This is a genomic window from Actinocrinis sp., from assembly GCF_035946395.1.
In the GTDB taxonomy this organism is placed as follows: Bacteria; Actinomycetota; Actinomycetes; order Streptomycetales; family Catenulisporaceae; genus Actinocrinis.
Genome location: NZ_DASYZI010000367.1, coordinates 1 through 17,605, shown reverse-complemented (window position 1 = coordinate 17,605; position 17,605 = coordinate 1). Strand labels below are relative to the sequence as shown.

The window sequence follows — 17,605 nt, the reverse complement described above, 5'->3', positions numbered from 1 at the left end:
AAGACGTCGCCGGAACGGTGCTATTCGCCGAAAGACTGCGCCATCAGGCGAGTGCCGTGCGCACCACGCCGGCGAGCCTCTGTGCGACGGACTCGGCCAGATCGTGCGATTCCGCCTCGACCATCACACGCACCATCGGCTCAGTGCCCGAGGGCCGCAGCAGCACGCGGCCGCCGGTGCCCAGTTCGCTCTGCGCGGCGCCGACCGCCTCGGAGATCTGCGGCGACGTGTCGACCCGCGACTTGTCCACGTCCTTGACATTGACCAGCACCTGCGGCAGCCGGCGCATGACCGCGGCGAGCTCTTCCAGCGGCTTGCCGGTCTCGGCGACGCGCGCGAGCAGGTGCAGGCCGGTCAGCACGCCGTCGCCGGTCCTGGCGTGGTCGAGCAGGATCACATGGCCGGACTGCTCGCCGCCGATGGACAGGCCGTCGGCCCGCATGGCCTCCAGGACGTAGCGGTCGCCGACGGCGGTCTGCACCACCGTCACCCCCTCCCGCTCCATCGCGATCTTGAAGCCGAGGTTGGACATCACGGTCGTGACGACGGTGTCCTTGGCCAGCTTGCCGTGCTCGCGCAGCGCGAGAGCGAGTATCGCGATGACCTGGTCGCCGTCCACGACCGCGCCGGACGCGTCCACGGCCAGGCAGCGGTCCGCGTCGCCGTCGTGCGCGATGCCCGCGTCGGCGCCGTGCTCGGCCACCGCGGCGCGCAGCGAGTCGAGGTGCGTGCTGCCGCAGCCGTCGTTGATGTTCAGGCCGTCCGGCTGCACGCCGATCTCGACGACTTCCGCGCCGAGCCAGCGCAGCGCCTCCGGCGAGACCCGGTATGCCGCGCCGTGCGCCTCGTCCACGACCACCTTGAGACCGTCAAGCCGGTTGGGCACGGTCGAGACGAGGTAGTCCACGTACCGCGAACCGCCGTCCGGCAGGTCGGTGATCCGGCCCACGCCGCCGCCGACCGGCCGCTCCCACTGCTCGCCGATGCGGGCCTCGATCGCCTCCTCGACCTCGTCGGCCAGCTTGAGGCCGCCGCGGGAGAAGAACTTGATCCCGTTGTCCGGAGCGGGATTGTGGCTCGCCGAGAGCATCACGCCGAGGTCGGCGCCGAGCGCCTCGGTCAGGTACGCCACGGCCGGGGTGGGCAGCACGCCGACCCGGATCACGTCGACTCCGGCGGAGGCCAGCCCGGCGGACACCGCGGCCTCCAGGAACTCGCCGGAGGCCCGCGGGTCCCGGCCGACCACCGCCCTGGGCCGGTGCCCGGCGAAGGTGCCCAGTTCGGCAAGGACGTGCGCCGCGGCGATCGACAGGTCGAGCGCGAGCTCGGCGGTCAGATCCCGGTTGGCGAGGCCGCGCACGCCGTCGGTGCCGAAAAGTCGGGCCATGGTCCGAACCCCCAGAGGTGGACTAGTGGGTTGTCGAGGTCTCGGTAAAGACGACAAGGAGAGAGGGGTCATGGTTGCGCTGTGCGTTACCCGCCGGAAAACAGGCAACCCCACCGTACGCGAAAAGCGCACAGCAGGGTCGCATGTCGGCTTTGCGCCGCGCCAGGATGGCGTTCAGCAAGACGCGGGAACGCTCTCGCACTGGTGGTGCGTGAGCGTTTCCACAACGCGGCCAGATGTCGTCATGAGGCGGCGAGCGCAGCGAAGGCCGACCGCCACGGAAATAGCGACGGTACTAGCGCTTGCTGTACTGCGGAGCCTTGCGGGCCTTCTTGAGACCGGCCTTCTTGCGCTCCTTCACCCGCGCGTCACGGGTGAGGAAGCCGGCCTTCTTCAGGGACGGCCGGTTGTTCTCGGTGTCGGCCTCGTTCAGCGCGCGCGCGATGCCCAGGCGCAGCGCACCGGCCTGGCCGGACACGCCGCCGCCGTCGATGCGGGCGATCACGTCGTAGCGGCCGTCCAGCTCCAGCACGTGGAAGGGCTCGTTGACCTCCTGCTGGTGCACCTTGTTCGGGAAGTACGAGTCGAGCGAACGACCGTTGATCTTCCACTTGCCGGTGCCCGGAATGATGCGCACCCGGGCGACGGCCTCCTTGCGGCGGCCGGTGCCGCCGGCCGCGATGGTCACCGAGAGCTGCCGGGCCGGCGCGGAGGCCGGGGCGGTCTCGGTGGTGTACGTCTCGGGGACTTCCTCGTCGTCGATGGCCTCGGCCTCGACTTCGGCGGTCATTTCAGACACAGCCGCGAACTCCTTATTCGATCGGGAAACAGTTAGCGGCAGTGGTTACTGCGCGACCTGGGACAGCGTGTACGGCTCGGGCTGCTGCGCGGCGTGCGGGTGCGCCGGGCCGCCGTAGACCTTGAGCTTCTTCAGCATCTGGCGGCCGAGGGTGTTCTTCGGCAGCATGCCGCGCACGGCCTTCTCCACGGCCTTGCGGGAGTCCTTGTCGATCAGGTCGCCGTACTTGACCGAGCGCAGACCACCGGGGTAGCCGGAGTGCCGGTAGGCCAGCTTGTCCTCGCGCTTGTTGCCGGACAGGTGGACCTTGTCGGCGTTGACGATGATCACGAAGTCGCCGGTGTCCACGTGCGGCGCGAACTGCGGCTTGTGCTTGCCACGCAGGAGGATTGCCGTCTGGCTGGCGAGCCGGCCGAGGACGACGTCAGCGGCGTCGATGACGTACCACTTCTGCTCGACCTCGCCGGGCTTGGGGCTGTACGTGGGCACGGGATTGCCTTCGTTAGATGGAATACCTGAATGCTTGGGATCCGTAGGCACGCGGTGACGCCGATACCTACGGCATCAGGCACCGTGCCCCCCGGCTTCTTCGGCTCTGCGATCGGCCGAAGTCCGGGCGCGCGCCGTGAAGAGACGGCGATGCGCGGAAACGAACGCGTACAGGCTACTTGACAAGCAGTCACAGGGTCAAAACGACCAATCCGGCGAATCAACACAGCGTCCGGATCCGGCGCGCTTCGAGGGCGCGGGCGGCCAGCTGCTCATCCTCCGGGTATCGCACCTCTTCGAGTGAGAGACCGTGCGGCGGGACGACGTTGACACCGGGATGGCGGATCAGGCTGCCGAGCACCTCGGCCGGGAAGTCCGCCGGGCGCCGGGCGTCTCCGACCATCAGCATCGCCGCCACCAGCGCGCGCACCATCGAGTGGCAGAACGCGTCGGCCTCGACCGTCGCCGCCACCTCGTCGTGCCGGGTGCGCTGCCAGTCGATGCGTAGCAGGCGCCTGATCGTGGTCGCGCCCTCGCGCTTCTTGCAGTAGGCGGCGAAGTCGTGCTCGCCGAGCATCAGCGCGCCGGCGTCGTTCATCGCGGCGACATCCAGTTGATGCGCGTGCCAGAGGACGAAACGGCGCCGCACCGGCTCGACGCCGTGGCGCGAGTCGCCGACGCGGTAGACGTAACGTCTCGACAGGGCGGCGAAGCGTGCGTCGAAGTCGGCGGGTGCTTCGGACACGGCCCAGACGCGTACGTCCATCGGCAGCTTGCCGGCCAGCCGATAGAGGAGCTTGTCCGCGTGCTCGATCCACGTTCCGGTCGGCAGGTCCACATGCGCGACCTGGCCGGACGCGTGTACTCCGGCATCGGTACGCCCTGCGACGGTGAGCTGCGCGGGCTCGCGCAGACGTAGTACGGCGGTCAGCGCGTCTTCCAGCACGCCCTGGACCGTGCGCACGCCCGAGCGCTGCCGAGCCCAGCCGGCGAAGTCCGTTCCGTCATAGGCGAGATCCAAGCGAATGCGGGTGAGAGCCCTCATGTGGCTCTCACCCGCATCGAATAGCTGCACCATGTGACCAGCATCGTGTGACCAGCATCATGTGACACCGTGTCAGAGCGCGTGACTGCTCACGCCTCCGGCTTGGCGTCCTCGGGCTCGCCGTCGGCCTCAGCGGCGTCGGCGACGACCGAGTCTTCGACGACCTCGTCCACGACCTCGTCCTCCGGAGCGGCCGTGCTCTTCTTCGCCGCGGTTTCCTTGACGGCACGCCGCGTCGCCGCAGTCGCCTCGTCGGTCGCCTGCTGCTGCACGGTGCGGGCCTCGACCAGTTCGATGCGGGCCATGGGGGCGTTGTCGCCACGGCGCGGGCCGAGCTTGATGATCCGGGTGTAACCGCCCGGACGCTCCACATACGCCGGGCCGACCTGCTCGAACAGCTTGGCGATCACGCCGCCGCCGTCGTAGAACGCGGTGTTGCGGATCTCCAGCGCCGCCATGACCTGGCGGCGGTTGTGCAGGCCGCCCTTGCGGGCCTTGGTGATCAGCGGCTCCACGAACGGCCGCAGCTCGCGCGCCTTGGCGTGGGTGGTGGTGATCCCGCCGTGCTCGATCAGGGACTTGGCCAGGTTCGCCAGGATGTGCTTCTGGTGCGCACCGGAACCGCCGAGGCGGGGCCCCTTCTTCGGGGTGGGCATTGCTTCTGTCTCCTCTTGGATCCTGCGTGGGCCGTGCCAGGTACCTCACGCAGTCCCGGGGCCCGCGATTCGGGCCCCGGACGCGTTGATCGTGCAGATGGGTCAGTCGACCAGCACCGTGTAATCCGGTACCGCGTAAATCAGTACCGTGTAAATCAGTACTGCTCGGTCTCGGCGTAGCCGAGGTCGTCGTCGTCGCCGCCGTAGGCCTCGGCCAGCGCCAGCGACGGGTCGAATCCGGGCGGGGAGTCCTTCAGGGCCAGGCCCATGGTGTGCAGCTTGGCCTTGACCTCGTCGATGGACTTGGCGCCGAAGTTGCGGATGTCCAGCAGGTCCGCCTCGGAGCGCGCGACCAGCTCGCCCACGGTGTGGATGCCCTCGCGCTTGAGGCAGTTGTAGGAGCGGACGGTCAGTTCCAGCTCCTCGATCGGCAGCGCCAGGTCGGCGGCCAGCGCCGCGTCGGTCGGGGACGGACCCATGTCGATGCCCTCGGCCTCGACGTTGAGCTCGCGGGCCAGGCCGAACAGCTCGACCAGGGTCTTGCCGGCCGAGGCGACCGCGTCGCGCGGGCGCAGGCACGGCTTGGTCTCGACGTCGACGACCAGCTTGTCGAAGTCGGTGCGCTGCTCGACTCGGGTGGCCTGCACCTCGTACTTGACGATCAGCACCGGGGAGTAGATCGAGTCGACCGGGATGCGGCCGATCTCCTGCCCGGCCTGCTTGTTCTGCACCGCCGAGACGTAGCCGCGGCCGCGCTCGACCGTCAGCTCCATCTCCAGCTTGCCCTTGCCGTTGAGCGTGGCCAGCAGCAGTTCGGGGTTGTGCACCTCGACGCCGGCCGGCGGGGCGATGTCCGCGGCGGTGACGATGCCGGGGCCCTGCTTGCGCAGGTACATGACCACCGGCTCGTCGTGCTCGGAGGAGACGACCAGGCCCTTGATGTTCAGGATCAGGTCGGTGACGTCCTCCTTGACGCCCGGGATGGTCTGGAACTCGTGCAGCACCCCGTCGATGCGGATGCTGGTGACCGCCGCGCCCGGGATCGAGGAGAGCAGGGTGCGGCGCAGGGAGTTGCCGAGGGTGTATCCGAAACCGGGCTCCAGCGGCTCGATGGTGAACCTGGAGCGGAATTCGTCGACGACTTCCTCGGTCAGCGTAGGACGCTGAGCGATGAGCAATGGAACCTCCGTGATCAGGGGCGCCCACTATTTGACGCCCACCAGGCACGCCGTGGCACAGGCGTGCCGAAGGAGTGCCGTCCCAGGATAACCCCTCCTCGAATTCGGCTGCGGCCGAGTTCGAGGAAGCAGGATGACGCAGGACGGCACCCCGTGTTCCGCAATCGCGCTGCTGCTACTTGGAGTAGAGCTCGACGATCAGCTGCTCCTGCACCTGGGTGTCGATCACCTGGCGCGCGGGCAGCGAGTGGACCAGGATCCGCATCCGGGACGGGATGACCTCAAGCCACGCCGGCACGGTGCGGTCGCCGGCCTCGGCACGGGCCACCACGAACGGGGCCAGCTCCAGGGAGTCCTTGCGGACCTCGACGATGTCGCTCTCCTTGACCCGCATCGACGGGATGTCCGCCTTGTGGCCGTTGAGCAGGATGTGGCCGTGCCGCACCAGCTGGCGGGCGTGGTCGCGGGACTTGGCGAAGCCGGCCCGGTAGACCACGTTGTCCAGCCGCGACTCGAGGATGCGCAGCAGGTTCTCGCCGGTCTTGCCCTGCTTGCGGTTCGCCTCCTCGTAGTAGCCGCGGAACTGCTTCTCCAGCACGCCGTAGATGCGCGCGCACTTCTGCTTCTCGCGCATCTGGAGCAGGTACTCGCTGTCCTTGGTCCGGCCGCGGCCGTGCTCGCCGGGCGGGTAGGGACGGATCTCGATGGGGCACTTGGCCGACTCGCACTTGGCACCCTTGAGGAAGAGCTTGGTCTTCTCTCGGCGGCACCGCTTGCAGTCGGGTCCGATGTAACGGGCCATTATCTCTTCAGTCTCCTGGGTCTCAGACGCGGCGGCGCTTCGGCGGACGGCAGCCGTTGTGCGGGGACGGGGTCACATCGTTGATGGACCCGACCTCCAGGCCGGTCTGCTGGAGCGAGCGGATCGCGGTCTCGCGGCCGGAGCCCGGACCCTTGACGAACACGTCGACCTTGCGCATGCCGTGCTCCATGGCGCGGCGGGCGGCGGCCTCGGCGGTCATCTGCGCGGCGAAGGGCGTCGACTTGCGCGAGCCCTTGAAGCCGACCTGGCCGGAGCTGGCCCAGGAGATCAGGTTGCCCTGCGGGTCGGTGATCGAGACGATCGTGTTGTTGAACGTGCTCTTGATGTGCGCGTGCCCGTGGGCGACGTTCTTCTTCTCCTTGCGGCGCACCTTGGCCTTCGCGGCGCCCGCGGCCTGACGGCTCTTGGGAGGCATATCTCGCAGTACTCCAAGTGAGGTGATCGGTCCCCGCGCTGGTCGATCCAGCACAGTGGCGACCGGCGGGGACTACTTCTTTCCTGGCTTCTTCTTGCCGGCGATGGCGCGGCGCGGGCCCTTGCGGGTACGCGCGTTGGTGTGCGTGCGCTGGCCGCGCACCGGCAGGCCGCGACGGTGGCGCAGGCCCTGGTAGCAGCCGATCTCCATCTTGCGGCGGATGTCGGCGGCCACCTCGCGGCGCAGGTCGCCCTCCACCTTGTAGTTGCCGTCGATCCAGTCGCGCAGCTTGACCAGGTCGTCTTCGGTCAGGTCCTTCACCCGGACGTCCGGGGAGACACCGACCTCGGCGCAGGTCTGCTGCGCCCTGGTGCGGCCGATGCCGTAAATGTAGGTCAGGGCGATCTCCAGCCGCTTCTCACGGGGGAGGTCGACGCCTACGAGGCGTGCCATCTCGGCAGGCTCCTTATTCCTTCTGCTGCGGAGGTCTGGCGCGGCACCGTTCCTGTCCTGTGCTGCCGGTTCTTTGTCAAGATCGGCCAGCACCGCACAGAAAGGTCCCCGGCCTCCGTGCCGGGGGTGTCGTCCGGTTCGCGAGGCCCTGCACTGGGTAGGACTCCGGTCGCCGGGGGCGGGATGCCGCGCTCTTACGGGTGCTGGACGTCAATCGCAGACGACGAGCAAGCGCGTGGACCGGACGGGAAACCGGCTGCACGCACAGCGCCGCCAAGGCTGCTTCAGCCCTGACGCTGCTTGTGCCGCAGGTTCTCGCAGATCACCATGACCCGGCCGTGCCGGCGGATCACCTTGCACTTGTCGCACATCGGCTTGACGCTCGGCTTGACCTTCATGACGGAGGTCCCTTCGAGCGATCGAGTTCGCGGACGATATGCGTATATGAATATGGAGTTACTTGTACCGGTACACGATCCGGCCGCGGGTCAGGTCGTACGGGCTGAGCTCGACGACGACCCGGTCGTCCGGGAGGATCCGGATGTAGTGCATCCGCATCTTCCCGCTGATGTGCGCGAGAACCTTGTGCCCGTTCTGTAGCTCCACCCGGAACATCGCGTTGGGCAGAGACTCGACGACGGTGCCCTCGATCTCGATGGCCCCTTCTTTCTTGGGCATGTCCTCGCTTCTTCAGTAGACGACTGCATACGGCGGTCGCAGGACCGACGAGCCAGTTTACGTCGCGGGCAGCGCAAAACACCAATCGGCCCAGACGGCGGGCCGGTCGGCGCCGCGTCAGCGCCGCGTCAGCTCCCTGCGCAGGGCGGCGATCTTGAGGGCCCTGGCCGCGGTCAGGATGCCGAGGATCCCGATCGGCCAGATGGGCCAGAACGGGGCGAATCCCGCCCCGGTGACCCCGGCCATGAACCAGATGCCGGTCAGCAGCACGGACAGGAACGCCCAGCCCGCGAAGCCGGCGGCGATCGGCTGCGCCGCCCGCCTGGCCAGCCGGACCTGGTGACGCTGGGCCCGCATCGCGTCGCGGATGTTCTGCTTCTGCATCTTCCAGTCCATCGCGGCGCCGATCAGGGCGCCCACGACGTCGGAAGGGTTCGTCCCGCCGGGCCCCGGCCGGCCGAACGGCCCGGGCGGCGTGCGCGGGCGGTCGTGTTGCTGCCACGGCTGCTGCCCTGGTGCGGACGCTCCGGATGTTCCGGACGCCTTGGCCGATCGCGCGCCGAGATCCACCGGCAGATCCTTGGTCAGCTGCGCCAGTTCCCCGTAGGTCTTCGCGGCGTACGCCGCGGACATCCGCTGTTCGAACTCGTCCATGCTGAGCCGACCATCGCCCGTGTGCTGCCTGAGCTGCTCCACGATGCGCTCGCGGTCGGCATCCGACGCCCGGACATTCGGGTCCGGCCCCCAAGCTTGCGACATATCGCGAGTGTAGCGCGCGGTCCGCGACTGCGCGACACGCCTCAGACACCACTCGTCAGGCCGCGACCTGCGCAGCAGGAGTCCGGGAGGCCGGTCGTGCGGGTCCGGGCTACGGATGTACCCGCACGCCGAGCGCGGTCAGCCGCTCGCGGCCGCCGTCGAACGCGGTGGTGACCCACAGGCCCTGCTCGGTGAGCGCGACGGTGTGCTCGAAGTGCGCCGCGCTCGAACCGTCCCGGGTCACCACGGTCCAGCCGTCCGGCAGTTCCACGGTCTGCTTGTGGCCGAGGGTGAGCATCGGCTCGACCGCCAGCGCCATGCCCACCTGCATCTTGGGGCCGCGGTCGATGGTGCGGTGGTTGAAGACCATCGGGTCCATGTGCATCTGCGAGCCGATGCCGTGGCCGCCGTAGCCCTCGACGATGCCGTAGAGGCCCTGTCCGCGCACGTACGTCTGGATGGCCCGGCCGATGTTGTTGAGCCGGTCGCCGGGACGGATCGCGGCGACGCCCTGCCACATCGACTCCTCGGTGACCCGCATCAGCTCGGTCAGCGCCGGGTCGACCTCGCCGCAGGGCACGGTGATCGCCGAGTCGCCGTGCCAGCCCTCGTAGATGGCGCCGCAGTCGATGGAGATGACGTCGCCGTCCCGCACCGTCTGGTCGCCGGGGATGCCGTGCACGATCTCGTGGTTGACCGAGGCGCAGATGACGCCGGGGAAGGCGGGGGCACCGTGGCCGCCGCCGTAGCCCTTGAACGAGGGGATCGCGCCCTGCGACCGGATCGACTCCTCGGCCAGCGCGTCGAGGCGGGCGGTGGTGACCCCGTCCTTGACCTCGCCGCGCAGCAGTTCCAGGGTGCGGGCGACGATCAGGCCGGCCTCGCGCATCAGCGCGAACTGCTCCTCGTTCTTCAGTTCCACCATGAGGACCATTGTCCAGCACGGCGGCGGTGTTCAGAACGACATCGCGCCCTGTCCGGGTCCGGGCAGGGCGCGATGTGCGTGGTTCGGCGATGATTCAGCGGTCGTCCAGGGCGCTGAGCGCGCGCTCGGTGACCTCGTCCAGGGTGCCGGTCGCCTGCACGGTGGCCAGCAGGCCGCGCTCGTCGTAGAAGCCGACGATGGGAGAGGTCTCCCGTTCGTAGACGGCCAGCCGCTCGCGGACCGTCTCCTCCTTGTCGTCGTCCCGCTGGTAGAGCTCGCCGCCGCACACGTCGCAGACCCCTGGCACGCTCGGCGGGTTGAAGTCCACGTGGAAGATGTGCGTGCTGTCGTTGCGGCACAGGCGCCGGCCGGCGATGCGGTGCACCACCTCTTCGGCGGGCACGGCGAGTTCGAGCACGACGTCGAGCTTGGTGCCGAGGCCCACCAGGATCGCCTCAAGCTCCTCGGCCTGCGCCACGTTGCGCGGGAAGCCGTCGAGCAGGAAGCCGTTCGTCACGTCCGGCTCGGCCAGCCGGTCGCGCACCATGCCGATGGTGACCTCGTCCGGCACCAGCTGGCCGGCGTCCATGAACCCCTTGGCCTGGAGGCCGAGCGGCGTGCCCGCTCCCACGTTGGCGCGGAAGATGTCTCCGGTGGAGATCGCCGGGATCGACAGCCGTCCGGCGATGATCTTGGCTTGGGTCCCCTTGCCCGCGCCGGGCGGGCCGACAAGCACGATGCGCATTTAGCGGAGGAACCCTTCGTAGTTGTGCTGCTGCAACTGGCTCTCGATCTGCTTGACCGTCTCCAGGCCGACGCCCACGATGATCAGGATCGAGGTACCTCCGAAGGGGAACTTGCTGCCCGTGTGGAACTCCGCGAGCGCGATCATCGGGATGATCGCGATCAGGGCCAGGTAGAGCGATCCGGGCCAGGTGATCCGGGTCAGGATGTAGTTCAGGTACTCGGAGGTCGGCTTGCCCGCGCGGATGCCCGGGATGAAGCCGCCGTACTTCTTCATATTGTCCGATACTTCGTCGGGGTTAAACGTGATCGCGACGTAGAAGAAGGCGAAGAACAGAATCAGCACGAAGTAGGCGAGCGAGTAGTACATCGAGTACCCGCTGTTGGTCAGGCCGAGCTCGTTGCGGACCCAGATCGACCAGTGGTGGCTGCCGTTGGGGTCGGCGAACTGCGCGACCAGCACCGGCAGCTGGAGCAGCGACGAGGCGAAGATGACCGGGATGACGCCGGACTGGTTCACCTTGATCGGGATGTAGGTCGAGGAGCCGCCGTACATCCGCCGCCCGACCTGCTTCTTGGCGTACTGCACCGGGATGCGCCGCTGGCCCTGCTCGATGAAGACCACGAAGCCGACCATGACCAGGCCCATGGCGATGATGCCGAGGAAGACCACCCAGCCGCCGCCGAGCTTGGAGGTCTCCTTGATGGCCCACAGCGAGGACGGGAAGCCCGAGGCGATCGAGGTGAAGATCAGCAGCGACATGCCGTTGCCGATGCCCCGGTCGGTGATCAGCTCGCCGAGCCACATGATGATCGAGGTGCCCGCCACCATCACCGCGACCATGATGATCATGGCCTTGGTGTCCACCGAGGGGTAGACGATCTGGCTGGAACAGCCGGAGATCAGGTAGGTCGGCGAGTACTTGGCGGTGGCGATCAGGCCGGTGGACTGGAGGATCGCCAGGCCCACGGTCAGATAACGGGTGTACTGGGTGATCTTTACCTGCCCGGCCTGCCCCTCCTTCTTGAGGGTGTCGAGCCGGGGGATCACCACGGTCAGCAGTTGCAAGATGATCGACGCGGTGATGTACGGCATGATGCCGAGCGCGAAGACCGACAGCTGGAGCAGCGCGCCGCCGGAGAACAGGTTGATCAGCCCGAGACCAGTGGTGGCGCCGGCGCCGGAGACACAGGCCCGGATCGCTCCCGCGTTCACGCCCGGGGTCGGAATGTGCGATCCCAGCCGGAACAGGAACATGATCGCGAGTGTGAATACCAGCTTCTTGCGCAGGTCCGGCGTCCGGAATGCCCGGGCAAAGGCAGTGAGCACTGTTCCTCCTGCGCTACCCCGTCGACCCGTGCGGCGGTCGGCGGCTCCTGATAACGGTTGCGTCCCCGGTGGGGACACGGCTGAACTGCCCGGCATCTGCCCGGCTTGCGCCATCTTACGCAGAGAGGACAGGACAAAGCGATACTCAGCCGTAATCTGCAATCGACGGCCGGTGAACGCGCAGTTCGAAGGCCCGTCACCGGTGAAAGCGACGGGCCTTCGAATGCTGTGTTACTGCGCCGAGTTCCGGCGCTACGGCGCTACAGCTCCTCGACGGAGCCGCCGGCCGCGGTGATCTTCTCCTTGGCGGAGGCCGAGTAGGCGTCCACCCTGACGTTGAGCGCGACCGAGATGTCCCCGGTGCCGAGCACCTTGACCAGCTCGTTCTTGCGCACCGCGCCCTTGGCCACCAGGTCGGCCTTGGTGACCTCGCCGCCCTGCGGGTAAAGCTCGGCGAGCTTGGCCAGGTTGACCACCTGGTACTCGACGCGGAACCGGTTCTTGAAGCCCTTCAGCTTCGGCAGCCTCATGTGCAGCGGCATCTGGCCGCCCTCGAAGCTCTCCGGAACCTGGTAGCGCGCCTTGGTGCCCTTGGTACCGCGGCCCGCGGTCTTACCCTTCGAACCCTCACCACGGCCGACCCGGGTCTTGGCGGTCTTGGCGCCGGGGGCGGGCTTGAGGTGATGGACCTTCAGCACATGGGTCTTCTGCTCGGACATCAGTCCTCGACCTCCTCAACCTTCACGAGGTGGCGGACGGTGTGCACCATGCCGCGGATCTCCGGACGGTCCTCCTTGACGACCGTGTGGTTGATCCGCCGCAGGCCCAGGGCGTCCAGCGTGGCGCGGTGGAACTGCTTGGTGCCGATCTTCGACCTGATCTGGGTGACCTTCAGCTTCGCCATCTCAGCCTCCCACTCCGGCGCGGGCGCGCAGCAGGGCGGCCGGGGCCACGTCCTCCAGCGGCAGGCCGCGGCGGGCGGCGATCTCCTCGGGCCGTACCAGGCCCTTGAGAGCGGCCACCGTGGCGTGCACGATGTTGATCGGGTTGTCCGAGCCCAGCGACTTGGACAGCACGTCGTGCACTCCCGCGCACTCCAGCACCGCGCGCACCGGTCCGCCGGCGATGACGCCGGTACCGGCCGAGGCGGGCTTGAGCAGCACGACGCCGGCCGCGTCCTCGCCGGTGATCGGGTGCGGGATGGTGCCCTGGATCCGCGGCACCTTGAAGAAGTGCTTCTTGGCCTCCTCGACGCCCTTGGCGATCGCCGCGGGCACCTCCTTGGCCTTGCCATAGCCCACGCCGACCGTGCCGTCGCCGTCACCGACGACGACCAGCGCCGTGAAGCTGAATCTGCGGCCGCCCTTGACGACCTTGGCGACGCGGTTGATGGTGACCACGCGCTCTACGTACGCGGTCTTCTCCGCGGCGGGAGCTGCGTCCTGGTTACGGCGATCGCGACGTTCCCGACGCTCCCCGCCCTCACCACCGCGGCCACCGCCGGCGCCGCCGCCGCGGCGCTGCTGAGGAGGCATCAGGAATCCCTCATCTCAATAATCTCGGTGTAGTACATCAGAACTCCAGACCGGCTTCGCGGGCGCCCTCGGCGACCGCCGCCACCCGGCCGTGGTACTTGTAGCCGGCCCGGTCGAACACGACCGTGGTGATGCCGGCCGCCTTGGCCCGCTCGCCGACCAGCTTGCCGACCTCGCGGGACAGGTCCGTCTTGCGGCCCTCGGTGCCGCGCAGCCCCGCCTCCAGGGTGGAGGCGGACGCCACGGTGTGGCCGAGCCGGTCGTTGACGACCTGGGCCACCATGTGCCGGTTGGACCGGGTGATGACCAGGCGCGGGCGCTCGGCGGTGCCGTTGACCCGCTTGCGCACGCGCAGGTGCCGGCGCTTGCGCGCCACGGCCTTCTTCGCGTCGCCCTTGGCGATCTTGATGCTGTAAGCCATGGCTACTTACCGGCCTTTCCGACCTTGCGGCGGATGACCTCGCCCTGGTACCGCACGCCCTTGGCCTTGTACGGGTCCGGCTTGCGCAGCTTCCTTATGTTCGCCGCGACCTCGCCGACCTTCTGCTTGTCGATGCCCGAGACCACGAAGCGGGTCGGGGCCTCGACCCGGAACTCGATGCCCTCCGGGGGGGTGACCGTGATCGGGTGCGAGTAGCCGAGCGCGAACTCCAGGTCCGAGCCCTTGGCCTGCACGCGGTAACCGACTCCGGAGATCTCCAGGGTCTTGGAGTAACCCGCGGTCACACCCACGATCATGTTGTTGACGAGGGTGCGGGTCAGGCCGTGCCGCTCCTTGGCCGCGCGCTCGTCGTTGGGACGGGTCACCCGCAGGGCGCCGTCCTCTGACTTCTCGATCTCGATCGGTGCGACGATCGTGTGGCTCAGGACGCCCTTCGGCCCCTTCACGGTGACATCGCGCCCGTCGATGCTGACCTCAACGCCGGCCGGAACCGGGATGGGCAGCCGTCCGATGCGTGACATGGCTGTAGTCCTCCCTTCCGGACTTACCAGACGTAGGCGAGGACTTCCCCGCCCACACCCTTCTTGGCGGCCTGACGGTCCGTGAGCAGACCGGAGGACGAGGAGATGATCGCGATACCGAGTCCGCCGAGCACCCGCGGCAGGCTGGTGGACTTGGCGTAGACGCGCAGCCCGGGCTTCGAGATCCGCTTGATCCCGGCGATGGAGCGCTCGCGGTTCGGGCCGTACTTCAGCGTGATGATCAGGTTCTTGCCGACCTGGAGCTCTTCGGCCTGGTAGGAGGCGATGTAGCCCTCCTGCTGGAGGATCTCGGCGATCCTGGCCTTGAGCTTCGAGTACGGCATGGTCACCGAGTCGTGGTACGCCGAGTTGCCGTTGCGCAGCCGGGTGAGCATGTCGGCGATCGGGTCGGTCATGGTCATAGGTGGGCCTTCGGCCTTCCCACCGCGGTTTCCGCCCCACGCGCATCACAGACAGCTGGAAGAAACACGAAAACCAGGTGCCTTGGATTCGCCGGGGGGACCTACGGCGTCGTAGTGACATTGCAAGGCGCCTGGTTCGGGACCAGCAGCCGGCCTTTCCGCCCGTTCCTCTTTCGAGCGGCGGAGTACCGACGGACTCGCTTTCGCTAGAGCGCCCGTTGTCGAAGCGGCGGTGATGCGGCGTCACGAGTACGCCGCACCCGCGTCTTCAACCGTTCAATGGTAACTGCTCGTCACCAGTGGTTCTTACCAGCCGGGCGGTTGCTACCAGCTCGACTTGGTCACGCCGGGCAGTTCGCCCGCGTGCGCCATGGTCCGCAGGCAGACCCGGCACAGGCCGAACTTGCGGTACACCGAGTGCGGACGGCCGCACTTCTGGCACCGGGTGTAGCCGCGCACCTTGAACTTCGGCTTGCGGTTCGCCTTGTTGATCAGGGCGGTCTTCGCCACTTTTCACGCCTCCTTGAACGGGAAGCCGAGCAGCTTGAGCAGCGCCCGCCCCTCGTCGTCGGTCTCCGCCGTGGTGACCACGGTGATGTCCATGCCGCGGACCCGGTCGATCCTGTCCTGGTCGATCTCGTGGAACATGGACTGCTCGTTGAGGCCGAAGGTGAAGTTGCCCTTGCCGTCGAACTGCTTCGGCGACAGGCCGCGGAAGTCGCGGATACGCGGCAGCGCGATGCTGATCAGCCGGTCCAGGAACTCCCACATCCGGTCGCCGCGCAGCGTGACGTGCGTGCCGATCGGCTGCCCCTCGCGCAGCTTGAACTGCGCGATGGACTTGCGGGCCCGGGTGACGACCGGCTTCTGGCCGGTGATGGTGGCCAGGTCCCGGATCGCGCCCTCGATCAGCTTGGCGTCGCGGGCGGCGTCGCCGACGCCCATGTTCACGACCACCTTGGCGACCCCGGGCACCTGCATGACGTTCTGGTAGCCGAACTGCTTGCGCAGCTCGACCGTGATCTCGGCGCGGTAGCGCTCCTTGAGGCGGGGCGCCACCTTGACTGGGGTCTCGTCGACGACCGTCATCAGATTTCCTCACCGGTCTTCTTCGCGAACCGCACGGAACGCGTGACCGTCTTCGTCGTGCCGTCGGGCAGGCGGCGCTCCTGCTCCTCGCGCCGGTAACCGACCCTGGTGACGACCTTCTTGCCCTCGTGCTCGACCACCAGCATCACGTTGCTGACGTGGATCGGAGCCTCTTTGGTGATGATGCCGCCGGTCTTGGTGCCGCGAGCGGTCTGGCCGACCTTCTCGTGCTTCTTGACCCGGTTGACACCCTCGACGATGACCTTCTGCCGGTCCGGGAAGGCCTGCACGACCTTGCCCTGAAGGCCCTTGTCCTTACCGGAGATGACCTGCACCAGGTCGCCCTTGTGGATGTTCATCTTGTGCGCCATGGCTAGAGCACCTCCGGGGCCAGCGAGATGATGCGCATGTAGCGCTTGTCCCGCAGTTCGCGTCCGACCGGGCCGAAGATGCGCGTGCCGCGCGGGTCGCCGCCATCCTTGATCAGGACGGCCGCGTTCTCGTCGAACCGGATGTACGAGCCGTCCGGGCGGCGGCGCTCCTTCACGGTGCGCACGACGACCGCCTTGACGACGTCGCCCTTCTTGACGCCAGCGCCGGGCAGCGCGTCCTTGACGGTGGCGACGATCACGTCGCCGATCCCGGCGTAGCGGCGGCTGGATCCACCGAGAACCCGGATGCAGAGGATTTCCTTGGCACCGGTGTTGTCGGCGACCCGCAGCCGCGATTCCTGTTGAATCACGTTCCACTACTCCTGACTGGAGATTGCTCAGTCTCTTCGCAGAGGACTGTGCTCAATTAAGAGCGTGCGGGTTGCTTACTTCGCCTTCTCGAGGATCTCGACCACGCGCCAGCGCTTGGTCGCGGACAGCGGCCGGGTCTCCATCAGCAGGACCCGGTCGCCGATACCGCAGGCGTTCTTCTCGTCGTGCGCCTTCAGCTTGCTGGTACGGCGCATGACCTTGCCGTACATGGCGTGCTTGACGCGGTCCTCGACCGCCACCACGACGGTCTTGTCCATCTTGTCGCTGACCACCAGGCCCTCGCGGACCTTGCGGCTTCCGCGCGCCTGGCTCTGCGCGCCGCTCTGTGTCACGTTCGTCGCCACCTCGTCGCTCATTCGGCACCGTCCGTGATACCGAGCTCCCGCTCGCGCTGGATCGTGTAGATCCGCGCGATGTCGGACTTCACGGCCTTCATCCGGCCGTGGCTCTCCAGCTGGCCGGTGGCCTGCTGGAAGCGGAGGTTGAACAGCTCCTCCTTGGCCTCGCGCAGCTTGCCGGCGAGCGCCTCGTCGCTCAGCTCGCGCAGCTCGTGCGTCCTGGTCCCGATCGGCATCAGACCTCGCCTGCCTCGCGCTTGATGATCCGGCACTTGAGCGGAAGCTTGTGCGTGGCGCGCAACAGCGCCTCGCGAGCGACCTTCTCGTTCGGGAACGACAGCTCGAACAGCACGCGGCCCGGCTTGACGTTCGCCACCCACCACTCGGGCGAGCCCTTGCCGGAACCCATCCGGGTCTCGGCCGGCTTCTTGGTGATCGGCCGGTCCGGGTAGATGTTGATCCAGACCTTGCCGCCACGGCGGATGTGCCGGTTGATCGCGATACGCGCGGACTCGATCTGGCGGTTCGTCACGTACGCGGGCGTGAGCGCCTGGATGCCGTACTCGCCGAACGCCAGCTCGTTGCCGCCCTTGGACATGCCCGAGCGGGACGGGTGGTGCTGCTTGCGGTGCTTGACCCTGCGGGGGATCAGCATGGGTCACCCCTCCTTCGGAGCCGCGTCGGTCTGCGGGGCCGGAGCCTCGGCCGCGGCGCTCGCGGGCATGGTGTTCACGGGCGCCGCGCTCGCGGGCGCGCCTTCGGCCGCCGGACGGCGCTCGCCGCCACGGGCCGGACGCTCGCCGCGGCCGCCGG

General features: G+C 68.0%; 28 protein-coding genes. All 28 read right to left on the bottom strand.

From position 1 onward, the window contains the following. Positions 1 to 43: 43 nt before the first annotated feature. The 28 genes from glmM to rplP all read right to left on the bottom strand — a co-directional run bounded on the left by glmM (position 44) and on the right by rplP (position 17,447). Positions 44 to 1,387 carry a phosphoglucosamine mutase gene (gene glmM / locus VGS97_RS22870; protein ID WP_326855679.1) on the bottom strand — a complete coding sequence of 448 codons (1,344 nt, stop codon included), beginning with the start codon at positions 1,385 to 1,387 and terminating at the stop codon, positions 44 to 46. Between the two features lie 295 nt (positions 1,388 to 1,682). Then, positions 1,683 to 2,186 (bottom strand): 30S ribosomal protein S9, encoded by a 504-nt coding sequence (gene rpsI, locus VGS97_RS22865; protein ID WP_349262232.1) that lies wholly within the window; start codon positions 2,184 to 2,186, stop codon positions 1,683 to 1,685. A 45-nt stretch (positions 2,187 to 2,231) separates the two neighbouring features. After that, positions 2,232 to 2,675, bottom strand: a complete 444-nt coding sequence (gene rplM, locus VGS97_RS22860; RefSeq protein WP_326855678.1) for a 50S ribosomal protein L13 — start codon at positions 2,673 to 2,675, stop codon at positions 2,232 to 2,234. Positions 2,676 to 2,895: 220 nt separating this feature from the next. After that, positions 2,896 to 3,753: a tRNA pseudouridine(38-40) synthase TruA gene (gene truA / locus VGS97_RS22855; protein WP_326855677.1), complete on the bottom strand. Its 858-nt coding sequence runs from the start codon at positions 3,751 to 3,753 to the stop codon at positions 2,896 to 2,898. 56 nt (positions 3,754 to 3,809) lie between these two features. Continuing rightward, on the bottom strand, positions 3,810 to 4,376 hold the full coding sequence (gene rplQ, locus VGS97_RS22850; RefSeq protein WP_326855676.1) for a 50S ribosomal protein L17: 567 nt from the start codon (positions 4,374 to 4,376) through the stop codon (positions 3,810 to 3,812). Positions 4,377 to 4,531: 155 nt separating this feature from the next. Then, positions 4,532 to 5,554: a DNA-directed RNA polymerase subunit alpha gene (locus tag VGS97_RS22845; RefSeq protein WP_326855675.1), complete on the bottom strand. Its 1,023-nt coding sequence runs from the start codon at positions 5,552 to 5,554 to the stop codon at positions 4,532 to 4,534. Between the two features lie 175 nt (positions 5,555 to 5,729). Then, positions 5,730 to 6,356 carry a 30S ribosomal protein S4 gene (gene rpsD, locus VGS97_RS22840; RefSeq protein WP_326855674.1) on the bottom strand — a complete coding sequence of 209 codons (627 nt, stop codon included), beginning with the start codon at positions 6,354 to 6,356 and terminating at the stop codon, positions 5,730 to 5,732. Positions 6,357 to 6,378: 22 nt separating this feature from the next. Next, the gene (rpsK, locus tag VGS97_RS22835; protein WP_326855673.1) at positions 6,379 to 6,792 is read right to left on the bottom strand and encodes a 30S ribosomal protein S11; all 414 of its coding nucleotides are present in this window, start codon (positions 6,790 to 6,792) and stop codon (positions 6,379 to 6,381) included. Between the two features lie 72 nt (positions 6,793 to 6,864). Beyond that, entirely contained in the window at positions 6,865 to 7,245 is a 381-nt protein-coding gene (gene rpsM, locus VGS97_RS22830) for a 30S ribosomal protein S13 (RefSeq protein ID WP_326855672.1), read from the bottom strand. Positions 7,246 to 7,529: 284 nt separating this feature from the next. Continuing rightward, on the bottom strand, positions 7,530 to 7,643 hold the full coding sequence (rpmJ, locus tag VGS97_RS22825; protein WP_326855671.1) for a 50S ribosomal protein L36: 114 nt from the start codon (positions 7,641 to 7,643) through the stop codon (positions 7,530 to 7,532). Positions 7,644 to 7,701: 58 nt separating this feature from the next. Continuing rightward, positions 7,702 to 7,923: a translation initiation factor IF-1 gene (gene infA / locus VGS97_RS22820; RefSeq protein WP_211468877.1), complete on the bottom strand. Its 222-nt coding sequence runs from the start codon at positions 7,921 to 7,923 to the stop codon at positions 7,702 to 7,704. A gap of 117 nt (positions 7,924 to 8,040) precedes the next feature. After that, the gene (locus tag VGS97_RS22815; RefSeq protein WP_326855670.1) at positions 8,041 to 8,682 is read right to left on the bottom strand and encodes a DUF1707 domain-containing protein; all 642 of its coding nucleotides are present in this window, start codon (positions 8,680 to 8,682) and stop codon (positions 8,041 to 8,043) included. Between the two features lie 109 nt (positions 8,683 to 8,791). Continuing rightward, positions 8,792 to 9,607 (bottom strand): type I methionyl aminopeptidase, encoded by an 816-nt coding sequence (gene map / locus VGS97_RS22810; RefSeq protein WP_326855669.1) that lies wholly within the window; start codon positions 9,605 to 9,607, stop codon positions 8,792 to 8,794. Between the two features lie 94 nt (positions 9,608 to 9,701). Continuing rightward, positions 9,702 to 10,352, bottom strand: coding sequence for an adenylate kinase (locus VGS97_RS22805; RefSeq protein ID WP_326855668.1), 651 nt, complete (start codon positions 10,350 to 10,352; stop codon positions 9,702 to 9,704). Further along, positions 10,353 to 11,681, bottom strand: a complete 1,329-nt coding sequence (gene secY, locus VGS97_RS22800; RefSeq protein ID WP_326855667.1) for a preprotein translocase subunit SecY — start codon at positions 11,679 to 11,681, stop codon at positions 10,353 to 10,355. Between the two features lie 260 nt (positions 11,682 to 11,941). Further along, positions 11,942 to 12,400 carry a 50S ribosomal protein L15 gene (rplO, locus tag VGS97_RS22795; protein WP_326855666.1) on the bottom strand — a complete coding sequence of 153 codons (459 nt, stop codon included), beginning with the start codon at positions 12,398 to 12,400 and terminating at the stop codon, positions 11,942 to 11,944. Further along, positions 12,400 to 12,585: a 50S ribosomal protein L30 gene (gene rpmD, locus VGS97_RS22790; RefSeq protein ID WP_326855665.1), complete on the bottom strand. Its 186-nt coding sequence runs from the start codon at positions 12,583 to 12,585 to the stop codon at positions 12,400 to 12,402. The genes rplO and rpmD overlap by 1 nt, the downstream gene beginning before the upstream one ends. A gap of 1 nt (position 12,586) precedes the next feature. Further along, positions 12,587 to 13,216 carry a 30S ribosomal protein S5 gene (rpsE, locus tag VGS97_RS22785; protein WP_326855664.1) on the bottom strand — a complete coding sequence of 210 codons (630 nt, stop codon included), beginning with the start codon at positions 13,214 to 13,216 and terminating at the stop codon, positions 12,587 to 12,589. A 37-nt stretch (positions 13,217 to 13,253) separates the two neighbouring features. Next, complete coding sequence (rplR, locus tag VGS97_RS22780) at positions 13,254 to 13,637, bottom strand: 50S ribosomal protein L18 (protein ID WP_326855663.1); 384 nt, start codon at positions 13,635 to 13,637, stop codon at positions 13,254 to 13,256. Positions 13,638 to 13,639: 2 nt separating this feature from the next. After that, on the bottom strand, positions 13,640 to 14,179 hold the full coding sequence (rplF, locus tag VGS97_RS22775; RefSeq protein WP_326855662.1) for a 50S ribosomal protein L6: 540 nt from the start codon (positions 14,177 to 14,179) through the stop codon (positions 13,640 to 13,642). Positions 14,180 to 14,202: 23 nt separating this feature from the next. Beyond that, positions 14,203 to 14,601, bottom strand: a complete 399-nt coding sequence (gene rpsH, locus VGS97_RS22770; RefSeq protein ID WP_326855661.1) for a 30S ribosomal protein S8 — start codon at positions 14,599 to 14,601, stop codon at positions 14,203 to 14,205. A gap of 324 nt (positions 14,602 to 14,925) precedes the next feature. After that, the gene (locus VGS97_RS22765; RefSeq protein ID WP_326855660.1) at positions 14,926 to 15,111 is read right to left on the bottom strand and encodes a type Z 30S ribosomal protein S14; all 186 of its coding nucleotides are present in this window, start codon (positions 15,109 to 15,111) and stop codon (positions 14,926 to 14,928) included. Between the two features lie 3 nt (positions 15,112 to 15,114). Next, positions 15,115 to 15,690: a 50S ribosomal protein L5 gene (gene rplE / locus VGS97_RS22760; RefSeq protein ID WP_326855659.1), complete on the bottom strand. Its 576-nt coding sequence runs from the start codon at positions 15,688 to 15,690 to the stop codon at positions 15,115 to 15,117. Next, entirely contained in the window at positions 15,690 to 16,049 is a 360-nt protein-coding gene (gene rplX, locus VGS97_RS22755) for a 50S ribosomal protein L24 (protein WP_326855694.1), read from the bottom strand. Before rplX ends, rplE begins: the two co-directional genes overlap by 1 nt. Positions 16,050 to 16,063: 14 nt before the next feature. Beyond that, complete coding sequence (gene rplN, locus VGS97_RS22750; protein ID WP_034266103.1) at positions 16,064 to 16,432, bottom strand: 50S ribosomal protein L14; 369 nt, start codon at positions 16,430 to 16,432, stop codon at positions 16,064 to 16,066. Between the two features lie 75 nt (positions 16,433 to 16,507). After that, on the bottom strand, positions 16,508 to 16,810 hold the full coding sequence (gene rpsQ, locus VGS97_RS22745) for a 30S ribosomal protein S17 (RefSeq protein WP_326855658.1): 303 nt from the start codon (positions 16,808 to 16,810) through the stop codon (positions 16,508 to 16,510). Next, positions 16,807 to 17,028 (bottom strand): 50S ribosomal protein L29, encoded by a 222-nt coding sequence (rpmC, locus tag VGS97_RS22740; RefSeq protein WP_326855657.1) that lies wholly within the window; start codon positions 17,026 to 17,028, stop codon positions 16,807 to 16,809. Before rpmC ends, rpsQ begins: the two co-directional genes overlap by 4 nt. Next, positions 17,028 to 17,447 carry a 50S ribosomal protein L16 gene (rplP, locus tag VGS97_RS22735; RefSeq protein ID WP_326855656.1) on the bottom strand — a complete coding sequence of 140 codons (420 nt, stop codon included), beginning with the start codon at positions 17,445 to 17,447 and terminating at the stop codon, positions 17,028 to 17,030. Before rplP ends, rpmC begins: the two co-directional genes overlap by 1 nt. Positions 17,448 to 17,605: the final 158 nt, after the last annotated feature.

Coding starts and splice junctions, on each gene's coding strand:
- glmM (WP_326855679.1), bottom strand. CDS start 1,387: ATGGCCCGACTTTTCGGCACCGACGGCGTGCGCGGCCTCGCCAACCGG.
- truA (WP_326855677.1), bottom strand. CDS start 3,753: ATGGTGCAGCTATTCGATGCGGGTGAGAGCCACATGAGGGCTCTCACC.
- rplQ (WP_326855676.1), bottom strand. CDS start 4,376: ATGCCCACCCCGAAGAAGGGGCCCCGCCTCGGCGGTTCCGGTGCGCAC.
- rpsD (WP_326855674.1), bottom strand. CDS start 6,356: ATGGCCCGTTACATCGGACCCGACTGCAAGCGGTGCCGCCGAGAGAAG.
- rpsK (WP_326855673.1), bottom strand. CDS start 6,792: ATGCCTCCCAAGAGCCGTCAGGCCGCGGGCGCCGCGAAGGCCAAGGTG.
- rpsM (WP_326855672.1), bottom strand. CDS start 7,245: ATGGCACGCCTCGTAGGCGTCGACCTCCCCCGTGAGAAGCGGCTGGAG.
- rpmJ (WP_326855671.1), bottom strand. CDS start 7,643: ATGAAGGTCAAGCCGAGCGTCAAGCCGATGTGCGACAAGTGCAAGGTG.
- infA (WP_211468877.1), bottom strand. CDS start 7,923: ATGCCCAAGAAAGAAGGGGCCATCGAGATCGAGGGCACCGTCGTCGAG.
- VGS97_RS22815 (WP_326855670.1), bottom strand. CDS start 8,682: ATGTCGCAAGCTTGGGGGCCGGACCCGAATGTCCGGGCGTCGGATGCC.
- map (WP_326855669.1), bottom strand. CDS start 9,607: ATGGTGGAACTGAAGAACGAGGAGCAGTTCGCGCTGATGCGCGAGGCC.
- VGS97_RS22805 (WP_326855668.1), bottom strand. CDS start 10,352: ATGCGCATCGTGCTTGTCGGCCCGCCCGGCGCGGGCAAGGGGACCCAA.
- rplO (WP_326855666.1), bottom strand. CDS start 12,400: ATGTCCGAGCAGAAGACCCATGTGCTGAAGGTCCATCACCTCAAGCCC.
- rpmD (WP_326855665.1), bottom strand. CDS start 12,585: ATGGCGAAGCTGAAGGTCACCCAGATCAGGTCGAAGATCGGCACCAAG.
- rpsE (WP_326855664.1), bottom strand. CDS start 13,216: ATGCCTCCTCAGCAGCGCCGCGGCGGCGGCGCCGGCGGTGGCCGCGGT.
- rplR (WP_326855663.1), bottom strand. CDS start 13,637: ATGGCTTACAGCATCAAGATCGCCAAGGGCGACGCGAAGAAGGCCGTG.
- rplF (WP_326855662.1), bottom strand. CDS start 14,179: ATGTCACGCATCGGACGGCTGCCCATCCCGGTTCCGGCCGGCGTTGAG.
- rpsH (WP_326855661.1), bottom strand. CDS start 14,601: ATGACCATGACCGACCCGATCGCCGACATGCTCACCCGGCTGCGCAAC.
- rplE (WP_326855659.1), bottom strand. CDS start 15,690: ATGACGGTCGTCGACGAGACCCCAGTCAAGGTGGCGCCCCGCCTCAAG.
- rplX (WP_326855694.1), bottom strand. CDS start 16,049: ATGAACATCCACAAGGGCGACCTGGTGCAGGTCATCTCCGGTAAGGAC.
- rpsQ (WP_326855658.1), bottom strand. CDS start 16,810: ATGAGCGACGAGGTGGCGACGAACGTGACACAGAGCGGCGCGCAGAGC.
- rpmC (WP_326855657.1), bottom strand. CDS start 17,028: ATGCCGATCGGGACCAGGACGCACGAGCTGCGCGAGCTGAGCGACGAG.
- rplP (WP_326855656.1), bottom strand. CDS start 17,447: ATGCTGATCCCCCGCAGGGTCAAGCACCGCAAGCAGCACCACCCGTCC.